The organism is Pantoea leporis (assembly GCF_028048155.1).
Lineage (GTDB): Bacteria > Pseudomonadota > Gammaproteobacteria > Enterobacterales > Enterobacteriaceae > Pantoea > Pantoea leporis.
Genome location: NZ_JALMEU010000002.1, coordinates 486,325 through 502,489, shown reverse-complemented (window position 1 = coordinate 502,489; position 16,165 = coordinate 486,325). Strand labels below are relative to the sequence as shown.

The window sequence follows — 16,165 nt, the reverse complement described above, 5'->3', positions numbered from 1 at the left end:
TTCAGTACATCCTGGTCACCGTGTCATGCAGTGGTTTTCAAAAAACGCCGTTTTTTTTGCTGTAAAAACCTGTCTGGCCGCCTTTCTGGCACTCTATTTCGCACTCGAACTGAATCTGGATAAACCGGCGTGGGCGGTGACCACGGTGTTGCTCGCGTCACAGCTCTATTCCGCCTCAACCATTTCCAAATCGGTGTTCCGTCTGCTGGGGACACTATTGGGCGGCGTATTCGTCTTCTTTATCTTTCCGCCGACCGTGCAGCATCCGCTGCTGTTCTGTTTCTGCATTTCGTTATGGGTCAGCGTTTGCCTCTATCTGTCACTGCACGACCGCACGCCAAAGAGTTACGTGTTTATGCTGGCTGGTTACAGCGCGGCGATCATGGGTTTTCCGGAAGTCACCACGCCGCTGTCGATCACCAGCACGGTGATTTCACGTATAGAAGAGATCACGCTCGGCATCGTCTGCAGCAGCCTTGTGCATGCGCTGTTGTTTCCGGTATCGATGCGCAGTCTGCTGGAGCAGAGCGTCAGCCACTGGTATCTCAACGCGCGCAAACTGTGCAGCGATTTGCTTTCCGGCATTCCCAGCGACAGTTCGCCCGAGCGTGACGATATTCTGATCCGCATGGCAACGCATCCGCAGCAGGTGGAAGTGCTGATCACCCACTGCGTTTATGAAGGTGACGCCGCGCGGAGACTGATTCGCCTGGTCAGCGTGCAGTATCAACATCTCTCCTATTTGATCCCGACTCTCACGGCTATCGAGATGCGCCTGCAGCGGCTCTCGATACTGCAAATCGCCTTTCCGGAAAACGTGGCGCAAACCTTTCAGCTGTTTCTACAGTGGCTCAATGATGGTGAAGCGGTAGGGGAAACCAGCGGCATCCAGCAGACGTTAAGCACTTGTCAGGCTGAACTTAACCTCGCCTGGCAAAACGGCGAATTGCCTACTGAAAACTGGCTGCTTTTTACCGGATTAATGGAACGGCTGGCGGATTTTGTCCGTATTGCCGGGGCCTATCAAAGCGTTGGTGGATTGGTAAGCGACCTGTCGGGCGACACTACACTGGCGCGCGGCAAACGCACGCACCGCTTTTTTGATAAAGGGTTAATTCGGCTTTCGGCGTTAACCGCGTTCTGTGCCACCTTCGGTTCCTGCTTGTTATGGATGGGAACGGGCTGGCGTGATGGCGCATCGGCACCGGTGATGGCGGCGATTCTCTGCTCATTGCTCGCCAGCCAGGATACGCCGCTGACTTCAATGAAGCTGTTTGTGCGTGGCGTAATCGTGGCGATCATTATCAGCGTAATTTACGTGGCGCTGCTGCTGCCGCAAGCCACTTCGTTTGAGGCGCTGATGATTTGTCTCGCGCCCGGACTGATGATTCTGGCGCTGATGATCGCGCGGCCCTCGACCAACATGATAGGCCTGAGCGTAGCGATTCAGATCCCCGGCTTTATCGGCCTCGGCCACCATTTAAAACCCGATTTGGTGCTGCTAATCAATAACGCGATTGCCACCATGGCGGGCGTGATGTTTGCGGTAATCATCACCGCCATCATGCGTAACAAACGCCCATCATGGACCGCGCGCCGCGCCGTGCGACAAGGTCTGCGCGAGCTATTGCGCTTTATTAAAGAGACCGAACGAAACGGTTCGTCACTGCTGGGACGGCAACGTTTTATCAGCCTGATGCTGGATAAAGTGAATGTGGTGTTGCCGCGCTTACGGCTCGATCCGCATCCCGATATGCGTTCAGCCGGCATGTTGCTCAAGGAAGTGTGGCTGGGCGTGAATAGCTTTGATTATTACGCGCGCCACAAAGAGCTGCTGCAGCAATATCATCTGGATAGTGGACAGATGTTTCATGAGCTGGCGCTGTTTCTCAAACGCCGCCTGAAGTCACTGCAAACCCCACCGCATGCGGGTTTGCAGGAGGAGCTGGATTTACTGTTGCTGAAGCTGGAACAACTGGCGAAGCGCGACGAAAGGGTGCTGACGCCGCTGTTTCATCTGTTCAGTATTCGGCTCTATCTGTTCCCGCAACAAGCGTGGCCAATCATTAAGTAGGGTCGCCATTCATGGAGTAATGCTCGTCAGTTAAGACATGAAACCCTCATCACCGAGAGCACACATTGTAGCGGCGCAATTCATTGCGCGATAAATCGCGCCGCTACGGAAGGTGCGGTGATTTGAAACGGCGCTTAACTGATCGGCATTACGCCATTCATGGCGACCACTTATTTACAGCGCCTCCAGATTCCGCCCGTTGCTGGCGATCACTTGCTTGTACCACCAGAATGATTTTTTGCGGATGCGTTCCAGGCTGCCGTTGCCTTTGTCATCACGATCGACATAAACAAACCCGTAGCGCTTACTCATTTCGCCGGTCGAGGCCGCCACCAAATCGATGCAGCCCCACGTGGTATAACCGATCAGCGGGATACCATCGGCAATCGCTTCGCCCATCGCCTGAATATGCTCCTTCAGATAGCTGATGCGGTAATCGTCGTTAATCTCGCCGTCGGCATTGATTTCATCGTGCGCGCCGAGGCCGTTTTCCACCAGAAACAGCGGCTTCTGGTAGCGGTCATACATCATGTTCATGGTGATACGCAGACCGAGTGGATCGATGCCCCAGCCCCAATCGCTGCGTTTCACATGCGGATTGGTCAGCGATTTCACTACGTTGGCGGCGCTGCTGTTTTGCTCGTTCATCTCTGCCGAGGCGCAGCGTGAGGCGTAATAGCTGAAGGAGACGAAATCAACGGTGTGACGCAGCGTAGCGGCATCTTCCGCTTCCATCGCAATCTCCACGCCTTTCTCGCGGAATACCCGCGCGGCATACGAAGGATAAGCGCCGCGCGCCTGCACATCGATAAAGAACAGGTTTTCGCGATCCTTCTCCAGCGCGGCCCATACATCCTCCGGCTTACATGACCACGGATAGAAGTTGCCACCCGCCAGCATGCAGCCGACTTGGTTTTCCGGGTTAATTTCATGGGCGATTTTGGTCACCAGCGCGCTTGCCACCAGCTCGTGATGCGCCGCCTGATACTTCACCTGCTCCGGGTTTTCGCCCGGTTCAAACACCAAACCTGCGCCGGAAAACGGGCTGTGCAGCAGGATATTGATCTCGTTAAAGGTCAGCCAATACTTCACCAGACCGTTGAATTCTTCAAAGCAGGTGCGCGCATAGCGGCTGAAAAATTCGATCATTTTGCGATTGCGCCACGAACCGTATTCGGTCACCAAATGCATCGGCACATCGAAGTGGCACAGCGTCACCAGCGGCGTGATGCCATATTTCTGGCACTCTTCAAACAGGCTGCGATAGAACGCGATGCCTTCCGCGTTTGGCGTCAATTCATCGCCTTGCGGATAAATACGGCTCCAGGCAATCGAGGTACGAAACACGGTAAAACCCATTTCTGCCATCAGCGCGATATCGTCTTTATAGCGACGGTAAAAATCGATGGCGTCATGGCTTGGGTAATACTCATCGCTGCGCAGTTCGAAACGCTTTTCCTGGCCCAACTTTACCGGCATGCGATGCGCGCCGTGGGGGATCATATCCACCGTGGTTAAACCTTTACCACCCGCCAGATAGCTCCCCTCTGACTGATTAGCGGCTAATGCGCCGCCCCACAAAAATCCCTCTGGAAATGTCACTTCAGACATAAAAACCTCATTTACACCTTGGATAAATTAACGTTGGCGGGGTTGGCATCATCCGTCACCGGCTTTGGCTGTGCGGGCTCGGTGACCGGGATATCTTCAAAGCCGAGAATCAACGTCAGAATGAAGGAGAGCACCACCGACAGCACCATCACGCCAGCGACCCACACGATGCTCATCGGATTGGTAGGATCGAAAAACTGTACGCTGGTGAATAAGCCTGGTGAGGCCATTGAATGGCTGGCAAGTCCCCCAATCCCGGCCACTGCGCCGCAGATAAAGCCGCTGATCAGGCTGGCGATCAGCGGACGTTTCAACCTGACCGCCACGCCATACAGCGCCGGTTCAGAAATGCCCGCGACAATCGCCGATGCCGCCGCTGCAAACGCGGTTTGACGCAGTTCAGGGTTCTTGGTTTTGAATGCCACCGCCAGCGAAGAACCGCCCAGCGACAGGTTGGCCCCGATCTCCGACGGCATCACCATGCCTTCTTTGCCGGTTTCGGCGATGGTTTGAATGATGGTGGGGGTAAATACGCGATGCATCCCGGTCATCACCAGCAGCGGCCACAGCGCGCCCATAATCGCCACCGATAACCAGCCAAGATAGCCGTGAATGGTGTAGACCAGCGCGGAAATGCCGCTACCAATCCAAATGCCGAGCGGTCCAATCAGCACAATGGCAATCGGTGCGGCCACCAGCACGATCAGCATCGGCTTGAGGAAGTTCTTGGTAACCGCAGGCGTGATGCGATCAACCCAGTATTCGATATGCGACAGAATCCACGTCATCACTAACGCCGGAATAACCGTGTAGGTGTACTTCACCGCCGTCACTGGAATGTAAGCAAATTCCACCGCCTGGCCTTGTGCGGCTTTCGCCATTAAATCGACAAAGTTGGGATGCACCAGCACACCCGCGATGGCAATCGCCAGCGACATGTTGGTTTTGAATTTCAGCGCGGCGGAGGCGGCCACCATAATCGGCAGGAAGAAGAACGCGCCGTCACCTATCACGTTGAGGATGATCAGTGTGGAAGAGCCTTTCTCCAGCACGCCGCTCATCTCCAACACCATCGCCAACAGCTTTACCATCGAGCCACCAATAATCGCCGGGATTAACGGTGACATAGTGCCCACCAGCGCATCAAGAATACCGGCACCGATGCTGCGCAGGGTGATTTTGCGTTTCACTGGCGCGGCGCCTTCGCTGTTCGGCGTGCCGAGCTTCAACACTTCCTGATAAGCGAGGTTCACATTGTTACCAATGATCACCTGACACTGCGTGTCGGTGTGCACCACGCCCATCACGCCGGGAATGGCTTTCAGCGTGGCGTTATCAATGTTTGCGCTGTCTTTCACCACGAAACGCAGGCGCGTCATGCAGTGCGTCACCGCTTCGATATTGTTCAGGCCGCCGAGCGCAGCCACGATGGCGCGCGAGACATCCGCATAATTTTTAGCCATGGATTTTTAATCTCTGATTATTTGGTAGGGGTACAACGGTTTCTGCGTGATTTTTCATCATGAGAAACCGGTTTCACAAAATCATGAAGATGCAATGTAATCCAGGCAAGAAATTTAAAATTTGATAGTGGAAAGTGTGAAGTTGATCGCTTTGACTAATTGGACGGCTATGCGGTAATGGCAGAAAAATTGCCGACTGTTTCGAGGCTTAGGTACACTGCTGCAATGAGTATGGAAAAAGAGTGAAACATGGCGACGATAATCGAGGTGGCAAAAGTAGCAGGCGTATCCAAAGCGACTGTATCGCGTGTGCTGTCTGGCAACGGCTATGTCAGCCAGGAAAAACGCGAGAAGGTGTATCAGGCGATTGCCGCTACTGATTTCCGTCCTAACTTGCTGGCGCGCAATCTGGCGACCAAATCCAGCCAGACGATTGGGCTAGTGATCACCAATACCCTCTACACCGGCAGCTACTTCAGCGAGTTGATGCAGCACTCTGCGCGCCTGATGGAACAGCAGGGACGTCAGTTGTTGCTGGTGGATGGTAAACACAGCGCCGAAGAGGAGCGTGCGGCCATTCAGTTCCTGCTCGATTTGCGCTGCGATGGCGTGATCATCTATCCGCGTTTTCTCACCACCGATGAAATGGATAGCATCATTGCGCAGCATAAACACCCGATTTTGGTGATTAACCGACGTCTGCGTCAGCACGACAGTTACTGCATTTACTCGGATCAACAGCGCAGCAGCAGCGTCGCGGTGGAGCAGCTGATTGCGCTGGGCCATCGCGACATCGCCTTTATCACCGGTTCACTGGATTCGCCGACCGGCCGCGAACGTCTGGCGGGCTACCACGCGGCGCTGACCAAACATGGCATTGCCGTTGACGATGCGCTGGTGGTCGAAGGAAAATGGCAGGCGCAAAACGGCATGACAGCGGTGCAACAGTTACTGAAGCAGGGCAGAAATTTCACGGCGCTGGTGGCCAGTAACGATGATATGGCGGTGGGCGCGCTCAAAGCGCTGGCGGCCGCGCAGATTGCGGTGCCTGCACAAGTGGCAGTGATCGGTTTCGATGATATCCCGCTGGCGCCGTTTACCATTCCGGCGTTATCCAGCGTGAAAATGCCGGTAACCGAGATGATTCAGGAAACCATTGAACGCCTGATTTCCATGCTGGATGGCGGCGAAATGCGCAACGACAAAACCTTTGCCGGGGAATTAATTATGCGTGAATCAGTTGGGCCGGGACCGCATCACCCTCAGTGATGAAAAATTGGGGTTTCTGATTCCACTCATTTAGTCACTGATGTTATGTGGAAATTTATTTCTCTATTAACAGGCTGAGGGTAAAACGGGTTCCCCCCGCACCGCCATCCGGTGCGGGAGCTAATCATTCTCCTGGTCAAACGCCCGCTATCATGGCGACCATGACCAAAACCGCCTTATGCTTCCGCTAACGCATTCATCACCGCATCTGGCATGGAAGGGCGTCCATTCTGCAGGCAGGTGGCAACAAAAGTTGCATCGGCATACACCACACCATTCACCAGAATCTGTTGCACAAAATTGACGCGATTACGCTTCTCATTCTTTGCCAGCACGCAGGTCACTTCCACCTTGTCACCTTTCACCAGGCTCTTACGAAAGCGCAGGGAATACTCCAGCACCATGTAAAGTTTGCCCTGTTTAAACTCTTCTTCAATATCGATACCTAAAGCTTCACGCATATAAGCGTGGCGCGTCCACTCCATATAAAACGGATAATAAAGGCCATCGACCACGCCCTGAAAATCGATATGCTTTTCATCCACCTCATACTGCTTTGCAAACATTTTTATATCCTTATCTGAGAGTTAGGGGAATAAGGAGGGTGGTATACCTCAGAACGCACGTCCGGTAAACGCCGGTTAGTCGGCAGGTGATGGTGTTCACAATTTAATGCTAAAAATCATCACCGTTAGCTCCTTCGGATTTTTTAAAGCAACACCTCGGTTAATGCTGTTTTCGCTGCCAGGCGTAGGAGGGTATACCTTGCGAAACCCTTTTTTCGCTGAGCAGGCCAGCATGACCACACATACTCGCATCCGTAAATTCAACACCAAAGAAACCTATCCCAATCAGGCACTGGATAACGATCTCTGTCAGGCGGTGCGCGCAGGCAATACCGTGTATGTCCGTGGGCAGATTGGCACCGACTTTGCGGGCAACCTGGTAGGATTAGGCGATCCCGCCGCGCAAGCCGAACAGGCGATGAAAAACGTTAAACAGCTACTGGAAGAAGCGGGCAGCGATTTATCGCACATCGTCAAAACCACCACTTACATCATTGATCCCCGCTATCGCGAGCCGGTGTATCAGGTGGTCGGCAAGTGGCTGAAAGGTGTGTTCCCGATCTCCACCGGTTTGGTGATTTCCGGTTTAGGTCAGCCGCAATGGTTGATGGAAATCGATGTGATCGCGGTTATTCCTGACGACTGGCAAGTGGAATAAGAGGCGCGAAACGATGACGTTATCCATTGTGGGACGCTGCGACGCAACCGGTCAAATCGGCATTGCCATTAGCTCATCCAGCATTGCGGTAGGCGCACGTTGCCCATGGCTACGCGCGGCAGTGGGCGCAGTATCAACCCAGAACATTACCTTACCCGCGCTAGGCCCGCGCATTCTTGATCGCCTGCAACAAGGCGACAGCGCAGAAGCCGCGCTTAAAGCCGGACTCGCCAGCGACGACTATTCCTTTTATCGCCAGGTGACGGTGTTAGCCGCCGATGGCCAAACGGCCTGCTTTAGCGGTGACAAAACGCTGGGCATTCATAACGCGCAAACCGGTCATCACTGTGTTGCGGCGGGCAATCTGCTGGCTAATCCTGAGGTAATTCCGGCGATGGTAAGCGCCTTCGAACAGCATTCCGGTCATTTAGCCGAGCGCTTAATGGCGGCGCTGCAAGCGGGCATGCAGGCGGGCGGGGAAGCGGGGCCGGTGCACTCTTCTGCCTTGTCGATCGTTGATGATCAGGTGTGGCCGATTGTCGATCTGCGTGTTGACTGGACGGATGGCGATCCAATTAGCGAACTCGACCAGCTGTGGCTGGCTTATCAACCGCAAATGAACGATTACGTGACGCGCGCCATCGATCCAACGCAGGCACCCCGTTATGGCGTGCCGGGCGACGAGTAGGAGTTTCCATGTTTACCAGCCGACAACTGCTTGAAAAGCTGGTGGCGTTTGACACCACCAGCCGTGAATCCAACCTGGCATTGATCGATTTCGTCTGGCGTTACCTGAATGATTTGGGTGTAAGCGGTGAGCTAATTCACAACGCGGAACGCAGTAAAGCCAATTTGTATGCACGTCTTGGACCCGCTGGCGATGGCGGCGTGATGCTCTCCGGCCACAGCGATGTGGTGCCGGTGGAGGGACAAAACTGGAGCGTGCCGGCGTTCGCGCTCACCGAACGTGACGGCAAGTTATACGGGCGCGGCACCGCCGATATGAAAGGTTACATCGCCTGCATGCTGGCGGCAGTGCCCCATTTTCTGGCACAGCCGCTAAAGCAGCCGCTGCATCTGGCAATCTCCTATGACGAAGAGGTCGGCTGCCTGGGCGTGCGCACCTTGCTGGAGGCGCTGTCGCAGCGCCCGGAAAAGCCGTCAATCTGCCTGATTGGTGAACCCACCGAATTGCAACCGGTGCTCGGTCATAAGGGAAAACTGGGTGTGCGCTGCGAAGTGAAGGGCGCGGCTTGCCATTCTGCCTATGCGCCGCAGGGTGTCAATGCCATCGAATATGCTGCGCAGCTAGTTCACCAATTAACGGCGATCGGCGAACGCCTGGCGCAGACTGAACAGCATGACACACGTTTTGATCCCCCTTTTACGACGGTGCAAACCGGCATTATTCGTGGCGGCACTGTATTGAACATTGTGCCCGCGGAATGCGTCTTTGATTTTGAAGTGCGCACCTTGCCCCAGCATGACGCGCAAGCCGTTGCCGCTGAGATCGAGACCTTCGCGCAATCAGAGCTGGTGCCGCGTATGCAGGCCGTCGCAGTGGACAGCGCGATCCGTTTTTATCCTATCAGTGGCTACCCCGGGTTATTAACCGATGCGCAAAGTGACGCTGCGCGATTGATCGCCTATCTCACTCAATCCAGCGACTTCAGCACGGTAGCCTTTGGCACCGAAGGCGGCTTGTTCCACCAGGCCGGTATTCCCAGTGTCATTTGTGGGCCTGGCAGCATGGCGCAAGGTCATAAACCCGACGAATTCATCAGCATCGCTCAGTTGGATGCCTGTGACGCCATGTTGCAGCGCTTAGCCGCATGGATGAGTCAATAATTACTGTGACAACGTCACACCAATTGCTTTGGAGAGTTCATGGTTAGTGCAGAAATCACCCGATTCCCACAGCCGGATATGCCGCGCCCCGCAGTGAAAAGCAGCAACATCGCCGTACAGTTAGATGGCGTGCTGAAGAAGTTTGGCGACGCTATAGCACTGCACAAAATTTCCCTGACTATTGAGGAAGGGGAATTTATTACCCTGCTCGGCCCCTCGGGCTGCGGCAAAACCACGTTGCTCAATTTGATGGCCGGTTTTGCTGAAGCTGATGGCGGCGAGATTTTTATTGATGGCGAATTGGTCACGGAAATCCCCCCTTACCAGCGTGAAATCGGCATTGTGTTCCAGAACTACGCGCTGTTTCCGCATATGACGGTGGAGAAAAATGTGGGTTATGGCCTGCGTATGCGCGGGGTGCCAAAGGCCGAAATGGCGGAGCGCGTTGAGCAAGCATTAGCGTTGGTCAAACTGGCGGGTTACGGCCATCGCAAACCGCGTGAACTCTCCGGCGGACAACAGCAGCGTGTGGCACTGGCGCGTGCGCTGGTGATCCGTCCAAAAGTCTTGTTGCTGGATGAGCCATTTTCCGCGCTGGACAAGAATCTGCGTTTATCGATGCAGGTCGAACTGAAAGCCATCCAGCGCAAGTTAGGCGTCACCACGGTGTTTGTCACCCACGATCAGGGCGAAGCGCTTAGCATGAGCGATCGCGTGGTGGTGATGTCAGCGGGGCATGTGCGCCAAATCGGTACACCGGATGAAATCTATCGCCAGCCGCGCGATCCTTTTGTGGCGGGCTTTGTCGGTGACGTCAACATCTTGCCTGGACGTTATGCCGGGCGCGATCACGCTGCGGTGCTTGAGCTGGGCGGCAACGCGCTGCGTCTGCCGGCAGAACGCGTGCAGGCGAGCGTTGGCGAGCGACTCGATGTGTACGTGCGTCCGGAAAACATTCAATTGGGGCCGCTCTCTTCGCATTGTTTCCTGAGCGCCACGGTGATCACCCATGTGTTTCAGGGCGATCACGTTGATGTGCATCTTGATGTGCCAGCCCTCGGCAGCGCCTCGCTGTTTGCGCGCCAGTCGGGTCTGGAATCCCTAACCCGCTGGCCAGTGGGTAGCGTAGTGGGCATCACCTTTGATGATGAAGGCGTGTGCGCCTTTACCGCCGCTAAGCAAGGATAAGATCCGATGGTGCCTGAAATGATGAACGCGGTAATTGCCCGCCAGCCGGGCGGCGCAGAGGTGTTAACGGTGGTAGAACGTACCGTGCCACAACCTGCGGCGGGTGAAGTATTGATTCGCGTCGCCAGCGCGGGGGTTAATCGTCCTGACATTATGCAGCGTAACGGCATGCCAATCCCACCGGGCAGCTCAGATGTGTTCGGTCTGGAAGTAGCAGGTAACGTGGTGGCGTTAGGTGCAGGGGTTAGTGGTTTCACCATCGGCGACGCGGTAATGGCGCTGCTGAACGGTGGCGGTTATGCCGACTATTGCGTGGCGCGCGCTGAGTTGTGTTTGCCGGTGCCCGATAATCTGCCTTTGGCACATGCAGCGGGCATCCCCGAAGCGGCGTTTACTGTGTGGCACAACCTGTTTGAGCTGGGCCGCTTAGCCCCCGGTGAAACCGTGCTGATTCACGGTGCCGCCAGCGGCGTTGGCACCTTTGCCATCCAATGTGCGCACGCCTGTGGTGCACGTGTGGTGGCCACCGCAGGCGGTGCCAACAAAACTGCGGCGCTGCAACAGCTTGGCGTCTGGCGCGCCATCGATCGCCATAAAGAGGATTTTGTCGCGGTGATTGCAGCGGAAACCGCAGGGCAAGGCGTGGATGTGGTGCTGGATAACGTGGGTGGTGATTACGTGGCGCGCAATCTTAGCGTATTAGCGCAAGGCGGACGTCATGTGAGCTTGTCATTTATGCAGGGCGCGAAGATCGAGCTCGATCTGCAATTGGTGATGCGTAAAGGACTGAGTTTGACCTCTTCCACGCTGCGCCCCAAAAGCGCTGCTGAAAAGGCGCGCCTGGCGACGTGCATCCGTAAACATCTGCTGCCGCTGATCGTAGCAGGCAAAATCAAACCCACGCTGCATCAAATTTTGCCGCTGGCGCAGGCGGCGGATGCACATCAAATCCTTGAGGCCAACGCCAACATTGGCAAAGTGTTGCTGAGCGTGGATCAGCAAGGAGCGTTGGCATGATGCAACTGTTTTACGCCACCACCTCTGCCTATGTGCGCAAAGTGATGGTGACTGCGCATTGTCTTGGGCTCACGAATGAGATTGAGCTTCTGGATTCGGCGGCGCATCCGGTTGAACGTGATGAGCGCATCGCCATCGTTAATCCGTTAGCCAAAGTGCCCGCACTGCGAACCGAACAAGGGGCATGTCTGTACGACAGCCGCGTGATATGCGAATACCTCAATGCCCGCGCTAAGGGCGGTTTAATCCCGTCACAGGGTGATGCGCGCTGGTTGAGTTTGTCGCGCCAGGCGTTAGGCGACGGTTTGATCGATGCCGCCTTGCTGGCGCGTTACGAGTTCAGTGCCCGCCCATTGGAAAAGCAGTGGCAAGGCTGGGCCGATGCTCAGCTGAAAAAAGTCCATGCGGCGCTACGGGAAATTGAGTGTCAGGTTGCGGGTTTTAGTACGCAGCCTGATGACGTGGGTTTGATTGCCATTGGCTGCGCGCTCGGTTATCTCGATTTTCGCTTCGATGTTCTTAACTGGCGGGCAAACCATCCGCGGACTGCCGCGTGGTTCGCCCTGTTCGATGCCCATCCCGCGATGGCCGCCACGCGCCCGCATTGATCGCCATTAATCGTCATTCGGGGCGACAACTGCACAGTGACTCAGGAGCTCAGATGACACAGCAGATTTTTTTCCTTAACGGCCCGAACGCTAATCTGTACGGCATGGACAAGAACGGCACTTACGGCAGCGAAAGCTTTGCCAGCATTGATGAACGCTGCCAGCGCCGGGCAGCATCACACAACATCACACTGCAATTTCGCCAAAGCAATCACGAAGGCGTGCTGGTTGACTGGATTCAGGAAGCGCGTCAGCAGGCTGCCGGATTGATCATTAACGCCGCCGGTTTAACCTACAGTTCGGTGCCGATTCTCGATGCATTGCTGATGTTTGATGGCCCGATCATCGAAGCGCATATGAGTAACATTTGGAAACGCGAGCCGTTCCGCCATCATTCGCTGGTATCAAAGGCCGCCACTGGCGTGATTGCAGGCTTGGGCGTGATTGGTTACGAACTGGCAATAGATGCGGTAGTTGAGTTGATCAAGGCGAATGCGGCATGAGTATTTTAGTCTTTTACAGCGAGTTCGACAGTTTTGAACAGTGGTCAGCGTTGCTCGCACCGCATCTGCCGGGCGTAACGCTTTGTCGGGCGGAAGAGGTGCAAAACGATGATGAGGTGCATTTCGCGTTGGTGTGGAAGCCGCCGCACGGTTTTTTCGCCCCTTACCGCAACCTGAAACTGCTTATAAATCTGGGCGCGGGCGTTGATTCGCTGGTCGGGCGCGATGATTTACCGGATATCCCCATTGTTCGTTTGTCTGATCCGCATATGGCGCGGATGATGGCCAGCTTCGTGCTGTTTGCCGTGCTGCGTTATGTGCGTGACATTCCGGCTTTTGAGCGGGCACAACGTGAACGACGCTGGCATTACCTGCATCCGCGTTCGCCGGAAACCGTGCGCGTTGGCGTGCTGGGATTGGGTGAATTGGGCGCGCACGCCGCGCAGGAGCTGGCGCGCCAGGGATTGGATGTGCGCGGCTGGTCACGATCGCAGAAAACCATCGATGGCATTACCTGTAGCAGCGGAATAGACGCGTTGGATGCTTTCCTCGCCAGCAGCGATATTTTGGTAGTGATGCTGCCGCTCACGCCGCAAACCCAGGGCTTGCTAAGTGCTGAACGACTGGCACGGTTACCGCACGGCTGCGCGTTTATCAATGTGTCGCGCGGAGCGATTGTTGATCAGGTGGCGTTAACGCAGGCGTTGCAGCGTGGACAGATCGCCGAGGCGACGCTGGATGTGTTTGACCGTGAACCGTTGCCGCCCGAAGATGCGCTGTGGGGTATGGAAAATGTATTGATCACGCCGCATTTGGCTTCGGTTGCCATTCCGGCCAGCGCGGCACCGCAGGTCGCCGCGAATATCCAGCGCGCCGCACGCGGCGAAGCGGTATTGCATCAGGTCTTCCCGCAGCAGGGGTATTAACCGTTGGTCGCCATTCATGGCGACCAGGGATCTCACGCCACTCGCACCACTTGCGGATCGAAATAACTCGGTGCCGCCATGCCGGGAATATATTGGTCGGAAATAAACATGCGGCAACGCTCGGCAAAAGCGCTTACCACCCTGGATTGCTGTACCTGCGCCATGGTGGCATAACCCAACTGCATCGCCTTGTTAACCCCCGCCAACCGCACGCGAATCAAGCGTTTACCATCCTGCGACAAATGCGCTTTAGGTCGTACGTTAGCGATACCAAAGCCGACTCCGTTGGCCACCATCGCGCGCACCGTTTCCATACTGCTGGATCGCATCACCACATTCGGCGTCACCCCGGCTTCGCTGAACAAGCCAAGAAAATATTCACGACTCCACGGCATATCCAGCAGCACCATCGGCGCAGCAGCCAGATCCTGCATCGAAACCGCGGACTGTGTGGCGAACGGATGATGCTCGCCCACCATCACGTAGGGCGGCAGTTGCGCCAGCGACTGGAAAGTCACATCGCTGGCGGGAACCAAATCATAGGTGAGGGCGATATCGATATCCGCCGAGCGCAGCTGTTTTAACAGCAACTCATGATTACCTTCCACCAGCGAGATACGCACGCCGGGAAAGGCGCGGCCGAAGCCAAACACCAATTCCGGCGTCAACATTGGCGCTAACGTATCGAGGCAACCAACACGCAGCGGGCCGCGTACGTTGTTCATTGATTCCGATGCAATGGTGTAAAGGTTCGACATCTGTTCGAGGATCAGTTTGGCCTCTTTTAACACCTGGTGGCCGATTGCGGTGAGTGAAACGCCCTGCGCATGGTGACGCACAAACAGCTGCACGCCAAGCTCAGACTCAATGTGGGTGATGGCGGCGGAAATCGACGGAGAGGAGACGTGAATACGCTCCGAGGCGCCAATAATGCTGCCCGCTTCACCGGAAGCGACAAAATATTCCAGCTGACGCTGGGTAATGCGACTGAGCATGCAGGTTCTCCTGAGATCGCTGACACGCTCATGTCGCGTCAGTCATTCTAATATGGTCGATTCAACTCAAGCATTTCTCATGCCAAATTCCGACTTACAGCATAATCACCTGTCCTTGCGCCAGCGACCATTCGCGTCTGCCTCACTCCTGCTTCAGAAAATCCTTGTTAAGCAGGCCGCTTTTTTAGCCTCAGAAATCCTGATGCAACAGCGAGGGAAATGCTGTTTTACCCAATCTCACCGCAACGGCATTATCGCTTCAACACCCGAGAGCCGCCTTCGCACTGTTTTAGAGCATTGCGACGCGATGGACCAGACGGTGGTGCAAAGCAGCGACAACAGCCATTTCATTCATTGGGGACAAGAATATGTTGCGTAAGATGGGTGCCTTAACGTTATTGACCACGTGTGTATTGAGCGTAGGGAATGCAGTGGCCGCAGATAAGCTGATTGTCAGCACCTGGGGCGGCAGCTTTAAGGATCTGATCGATCAAACTATCGCCAAAGAGTTCACCAAAGAAACCGGCGTAGAAGTGCAGTTCGTCACCGGTGGCACCATCGATCGTTTGAACAAAGCGAAGCTGGCGGGCGGTTCGCCGGAAACTGACGTCACCTTTACCACCGCGCATGTCGGTTATCTGTATGCCAACAGCGGTTTGTTTGAAAAGCTCGACATGAGCAAAATCCCTAACGCGGTGAATCTGGTACAGCAGGCCAAAGTCAGCCCGTATCACCTTGGCGTGTGGGGCTACGTTTACACCATCGGCTACCGGCCAGATTTAGTGCCGAAGGGCGAAGAATTTACCAGCTGGAACGATCTGTGGCGTCCGGAACTGAAGAGCTCGATTGCGCTGCCAGATTGGGATCCGAGCCATATCATCGCGGTGTCCGCCAAACTTTCTGGCTCGGATGCAGCGCATTGGGAACAAGGCCAGTCCAGGCTGAAAGCGCTGATCCCGAACATCAAATCCTTCTATACCGATGATGCCAACAGCCAGCAGCTGATCTCCACGGGTGAAACGCCGGTACAAGTGATGCTGTCGATGAACGCCTACAGCATGATTGCAGAAGGCGTCAACATTAAGCTGGCAGTGCCAAAAGAGGGCGCGATTTTGGGCGTCGATACCGTCGGTATCAATAAAGGCAGCAAACATGCGGAACTGGCCTACAAGTTCATAAATATTGCGCTGAAACCGGAAATCCAGCAGGAAGTGGCGAAAATTTATCGCGGCAGCCCAACGGTGACCAATGCGCATATCGATCCAGAACTGGCGAAGCTGCCTGGCATGCTGACCACGCCTGAACAGTGGAATGCCACCATCAACACCGATCCACAACTGCGCGCGGAGAAAACCGCCGAGTGGCGTCAGTGGTTCTCTGAAAACATCATGTCACATTAACAAATAGCGGCGGCCGATTGGCCGCCCGGTGAGTCGCAA

At 55.2% G+C, this 16,165-nt stretch carries 16 protein-coding genes; 12 read left to right on the top strand and 4 right to left on the bottom strand.

The annotated features are described in order from the left end of the window. The first annotated feature begins 25 nt into the window (after nt 1-25). Entirely contained in the window at nt 26-2,074 is a 2,049-nt protein-coding gene (locus tag MWH02_RS09555; RefSeq protein WP_271460462.1) for an FUSC family protein, read from the top strand. Nucleotides 2,075-2,248: 174 nt separating this feature from the next. Here the strand turns inward: MWH02_RS09555 and MWH02_RS09550 are convergent, their stop codons facing one another. Together MWH02_RS09550 and ascF are read right to left on the bottom strand one after the other, a co-directional pair. Continuing rightward, nucleotides 2,249-3,685, bottom strand: a complete 1,437-nt coding sequence (locus MWH02_RS09550) for a 6-phospho-beta-glucosidase (RefSeq protein WP_271460461.1) — start codon at nt 3,683-3,685, stop codon at nt 2,249-2,251. An 11-nt stretch (nt 3,686-3,696) separates the two neighbouring features. Continuing rightward, complete coding sequence (gene ascF, locus MWH02_RS09545) at nt 3,697-5,148, bottom strand: PTS cellobiose/arbutin/salicin transporter subunit IIBC (protein ID WP_271460460.1); 1,452 nt, start codon at nt 5,146-5,148, stop codon at nt 3,697-3,699. 249 nt (nt 5,149-5,397) lie between these two features. On the opposite strand from ascF, the gene MWH02_RS09540 reads away from it, so the two are divergent. Next, nucleotides 5,398-6,417, top strand: coding sequence for a LacI family DNA-binding transcriptional regulator (locus MWH02_RS09540; protein ID WP_271460459.1), 1,020 nt, complete (start codon nt 5,398-5,400; stop codon nt 6,415-6,417). Nucleotides 6,418-6,593: 176 nt separating this feature from the next. Here the strand turns inward: MWH02_RS09540 and MWH02_RS09535 are convergent, their stop codons facing one another. Continuing rightward, entirely contained in the window at nt 6,594-6,983 is a 390-nt protein-coding gene (locus tag MWH02_RS09535; protein WP_271460458.1) for an acyl-CoA thioesterase, read from the bottom strand. Between the two features lie 232 nt (nt 6,984-7,215). Between MWH02_RS09535 and MWH02_RS09530 the strand changes: the two genes are divergently transcribed. The 8 genes from MWH02_RS09530 to MWH02_RS09495 are packed head-to-tail and all read left to right on the top strand — an operon-like array spanning nt 7,216 to nt 13,731. After that, nucleotides 7,216-7,641, top strand: a complete 426-nt coding sequence (locus MWH02_RS09530; RefSeq protein WP_271460457.1) for a RidA family protein — start codon at nt 7,216-7,218, stop codon at nt 7,639-7,641. A 13-nt stretch (nt 7,642-7,654) separates the two neighbouring features. Further along, entirely contained in the window at nt 7,655-8,329 is a 675-nt protein-coding gene (locus tag MWH02_RS09525; RefSeq protein WP_271460456.1) for a DUF1028 domain-containing protein, read from the top strand. Nucleotides 8,330-8,337: 8 nt separating this feature from the next. After that, nucleotides 8,338-9,489, top strand: coding sequence for an acetylornithine deacetylase (argE, locus tag MWH02_RS09520; RefSeq protein ID WP_271460455.1), 1,152 nt, complete (start codon nt 8,338-8,340; stop codon nt 9,487-9,489). A gap of 39 nt (nt 9,490-9,528) precedes the next feature. Beyond that, nucleotides 9,529-10,677, top strand: coding sequence for an ABC transporter ATP-binding protein (locus tag MWH02_RS09515; RefSeq protein WP_271460454.1), 1,149 nt, complete (start codon nt 9,529-9,531; stop codon nt 10,675-10,677). A gap of 18 nt (nt 10,678-10,695) precedes the next feature. Then, on the top strand, nt 10,696-11,694 hold the full coding sequence (locus MWH02_RS09510; RefSeq protein ID WP_271460453.1) for an NAD(P)H-quinone oxidoreductase: 999 nt from the start codon (nt 10,696-10,698) through the stop codon (nt 11,692-11,694). Then, complete coding sequence (locus tag MWH02_RS09505) at nt 11,691-12,302, top strand: glutathione S-transferase family protein (RefSeq protein ID WP_271460452.1); 612 nt, start codon at nt 11,691-11,693, stop codon at nt 12,300-12,302. Before MWH02_RS09510 ends, MWH02_RS09505 begins: the two co-directional genes overlap by 4 nt. Before the next feature lie 53 nt (nt 12,303-12,355). After that, nucleotides 12,356-12,805, top strand: coding sequence for a type II 3-dehydroquinate dehydratase (locus tag MWH02_RS09500; protein WP_137387340.1), 450 nt, complete (start codon nt 12,356-12,358; stop codon nt 12,803-12,805). Further along, nucleotides 12,802-13,731 (top strand): 2-hydroxyacid dehydrogenase, encoded by a 930-nt coding sequence (locus MWH02_RS09495; protein ID WP_271460451.1) that lies wholly within the window; start codon nt 12,802-12,804, stop codon nt 13,729-13,731. Before MWH02_RS09500 ends, MWH02_RS09495 begins: the two co-directional genes overlap by 4 nt. A 32-nt stretch (nt 13,732-13,763) precedes the next feature. On the opposite strand, the gene MWH02_RS09490 is transcribed toward MWH02_RS09495, so the two are convergent. Beyond that, entirely contained in the window at nt 13,764-14,726 is a 963-nt protein-coding gene (locus MWH02_RS09490; protein ID WP_101761546.1) for a LysR substrate-binding domain-containing protein, read from the bottom strand. A 79-nt stretch (nt 14,727-14,805) separates the two neighbouring features. Here MWH02_RS09490 and MWH02_RS09485 point away from each other — a divergent pair, with 79 nt between their 5' ends. Continuing rightward, a complete protein-coding gene (locus MWH02_RS09485; RefSeq protein ID WP_192234777.1) occupies nt 14,806-15,105 on the top strand; it encodes a hypothetical protein in 300 nt (99 codons plus the stop codon). Continuing rightward, the gene (locus MWH02_RS09480; RefSeq protein ID WP_304623335.1) at nt 15,095-16,126 is read left to right on the top strand and encodes a polyamine ABC transporter substrate-binding protein; all 1,032 of its coding nucleotides are present in this window, start codon (nt 15,095-15,097) and stop codon (nt 16,124-16,126) included. The genes MWH02_RS09485 and MWH02_RS09480 overlap by 11 nt, the downstream gene beginning before the upstream one ends. Nucleotides 16,127-16,165 lie beyond the last annotated feature (39 nt).

What these genes read in the sequence shown, in the direction of transcription:
- MWH02_RS09555 (WP_271460462.1), top strand. Translation starts at nt 26, where the DNA reads ATGCAGTGGTTTTCAAAAAACGCCGTTTTTTTTGCTGTAAAAACCTGT.
- MWH02_RS09550 (WP_271460461.1), bottom strand. Translation starts at nt 3,685, where the DNA reads ATGTCTGAAGTGACATTTCCAGAGGGATTTTTGTGGGGCGGCGCATTA.
- ascF (WP_271460460.1), bottom strand. Translation starts at nt 5,148, where the DNA reads ATGGCTAAAAATTATGCGGATGTCTCGCGCGCCATCGTGGCTGCGCTC.
- MWH02_RS09540 (WP_271460459.1), top strand. Translation starts at nt 5,398, where the DNA reads ATGGCGACGATAATCGAGGTGGCAAAAGTAGCAGGCGTATCCAAAGCG.
- MWH02_RS09535 (WP_271460458.1), bottom strand. Translation starts at nt 6,983, where the DNA reads ATGTTTGCAAAGCAGTATGAGGTGGATGAAAAGCATATCGATTTTCAG.
- MWH02_RS09530 (WP_271460457.1), top strand. Translation starts at nt 7,216, where the DNA reads ATGACCACACATACTCGCATCCGTAAATTCAACACCAAAGAAACCTAT.
- MWH02_RS09525 (WP_271460456.1), top strand. Translation starts at nt 7,655, where the DNA reads ATGACGTTATCCATTGTGGGACGCTGCGACGCAACCGGTCAAATCGGC.
- argE (WP_271460455.1), top strand. Translation starts at nt 8,338, where the DNA reads ATGTTTACCAGCCGACAACTGCTTGAAAAGCTGGTGGCGTTTGACACC.
- MWH02_RS09515 (WP_271460454.1), top strand. Translation starts at nt 9,529, where the DNA reads ATGGTTAGTGCAGAAATCACCCGATTCCCACAGCCGGATATGCCGCGC.
- MWH02_RS09510 (WP_271460453.1), top strand. Translation starts at nt 10,696, where the DNA reads ATGATGAACGCGGTAATTGCCCGCCAGCCGGGCGGCGCAGAGGTGTTA.
- MWH02_RS09505 (WP_271460452.1), top strand. Translation starts at nt 11,691, where the DNA reads ATGATGCAACTGTTTTACGCCACCACCTCTGCCTATGTGCGCAAAGTG.
- MWH02_RS09500 (WP_137387340.1), top strand. Translation starts at nt 12,356, where the DNA reads ATGACACAGCAGATTTTTTTCCTTAACGGCCCGAACGCTAATCTGTAC.
- MWH02_RS09495 (WP_271460451.1), top strand. Translation starts at nt 12,802, where the DNA reads ATGAGTATTTTAGTCTTTTACAGCGAGTTCGACAGTTTTGAACAGTGG.
- MWH02_RS09490 (WP_101761546.1), bottom strand. Translation starts at nt 14,726, where the DNA reads ATGCTCAGTCGCATTACCCAGCGTCAGCTGGAATATTTTGTCGCTTCC.
- MWH02_RS09485 (WP_192234777.1), top strand. Translation starts at nt 14,806, where the DNA reads ATGCCAAATTCCGACTTACAGCATAATCACCTGTCCTTGCGCCAGCGA.
- MWH02_RS09480 (WP_304623335.1), top strand. Translation starts at nt 15,095, where the DNA reads ATGTTGCGTAAGATGGGTGCCTTAACGTTATTGACCACGTGTGTATTG.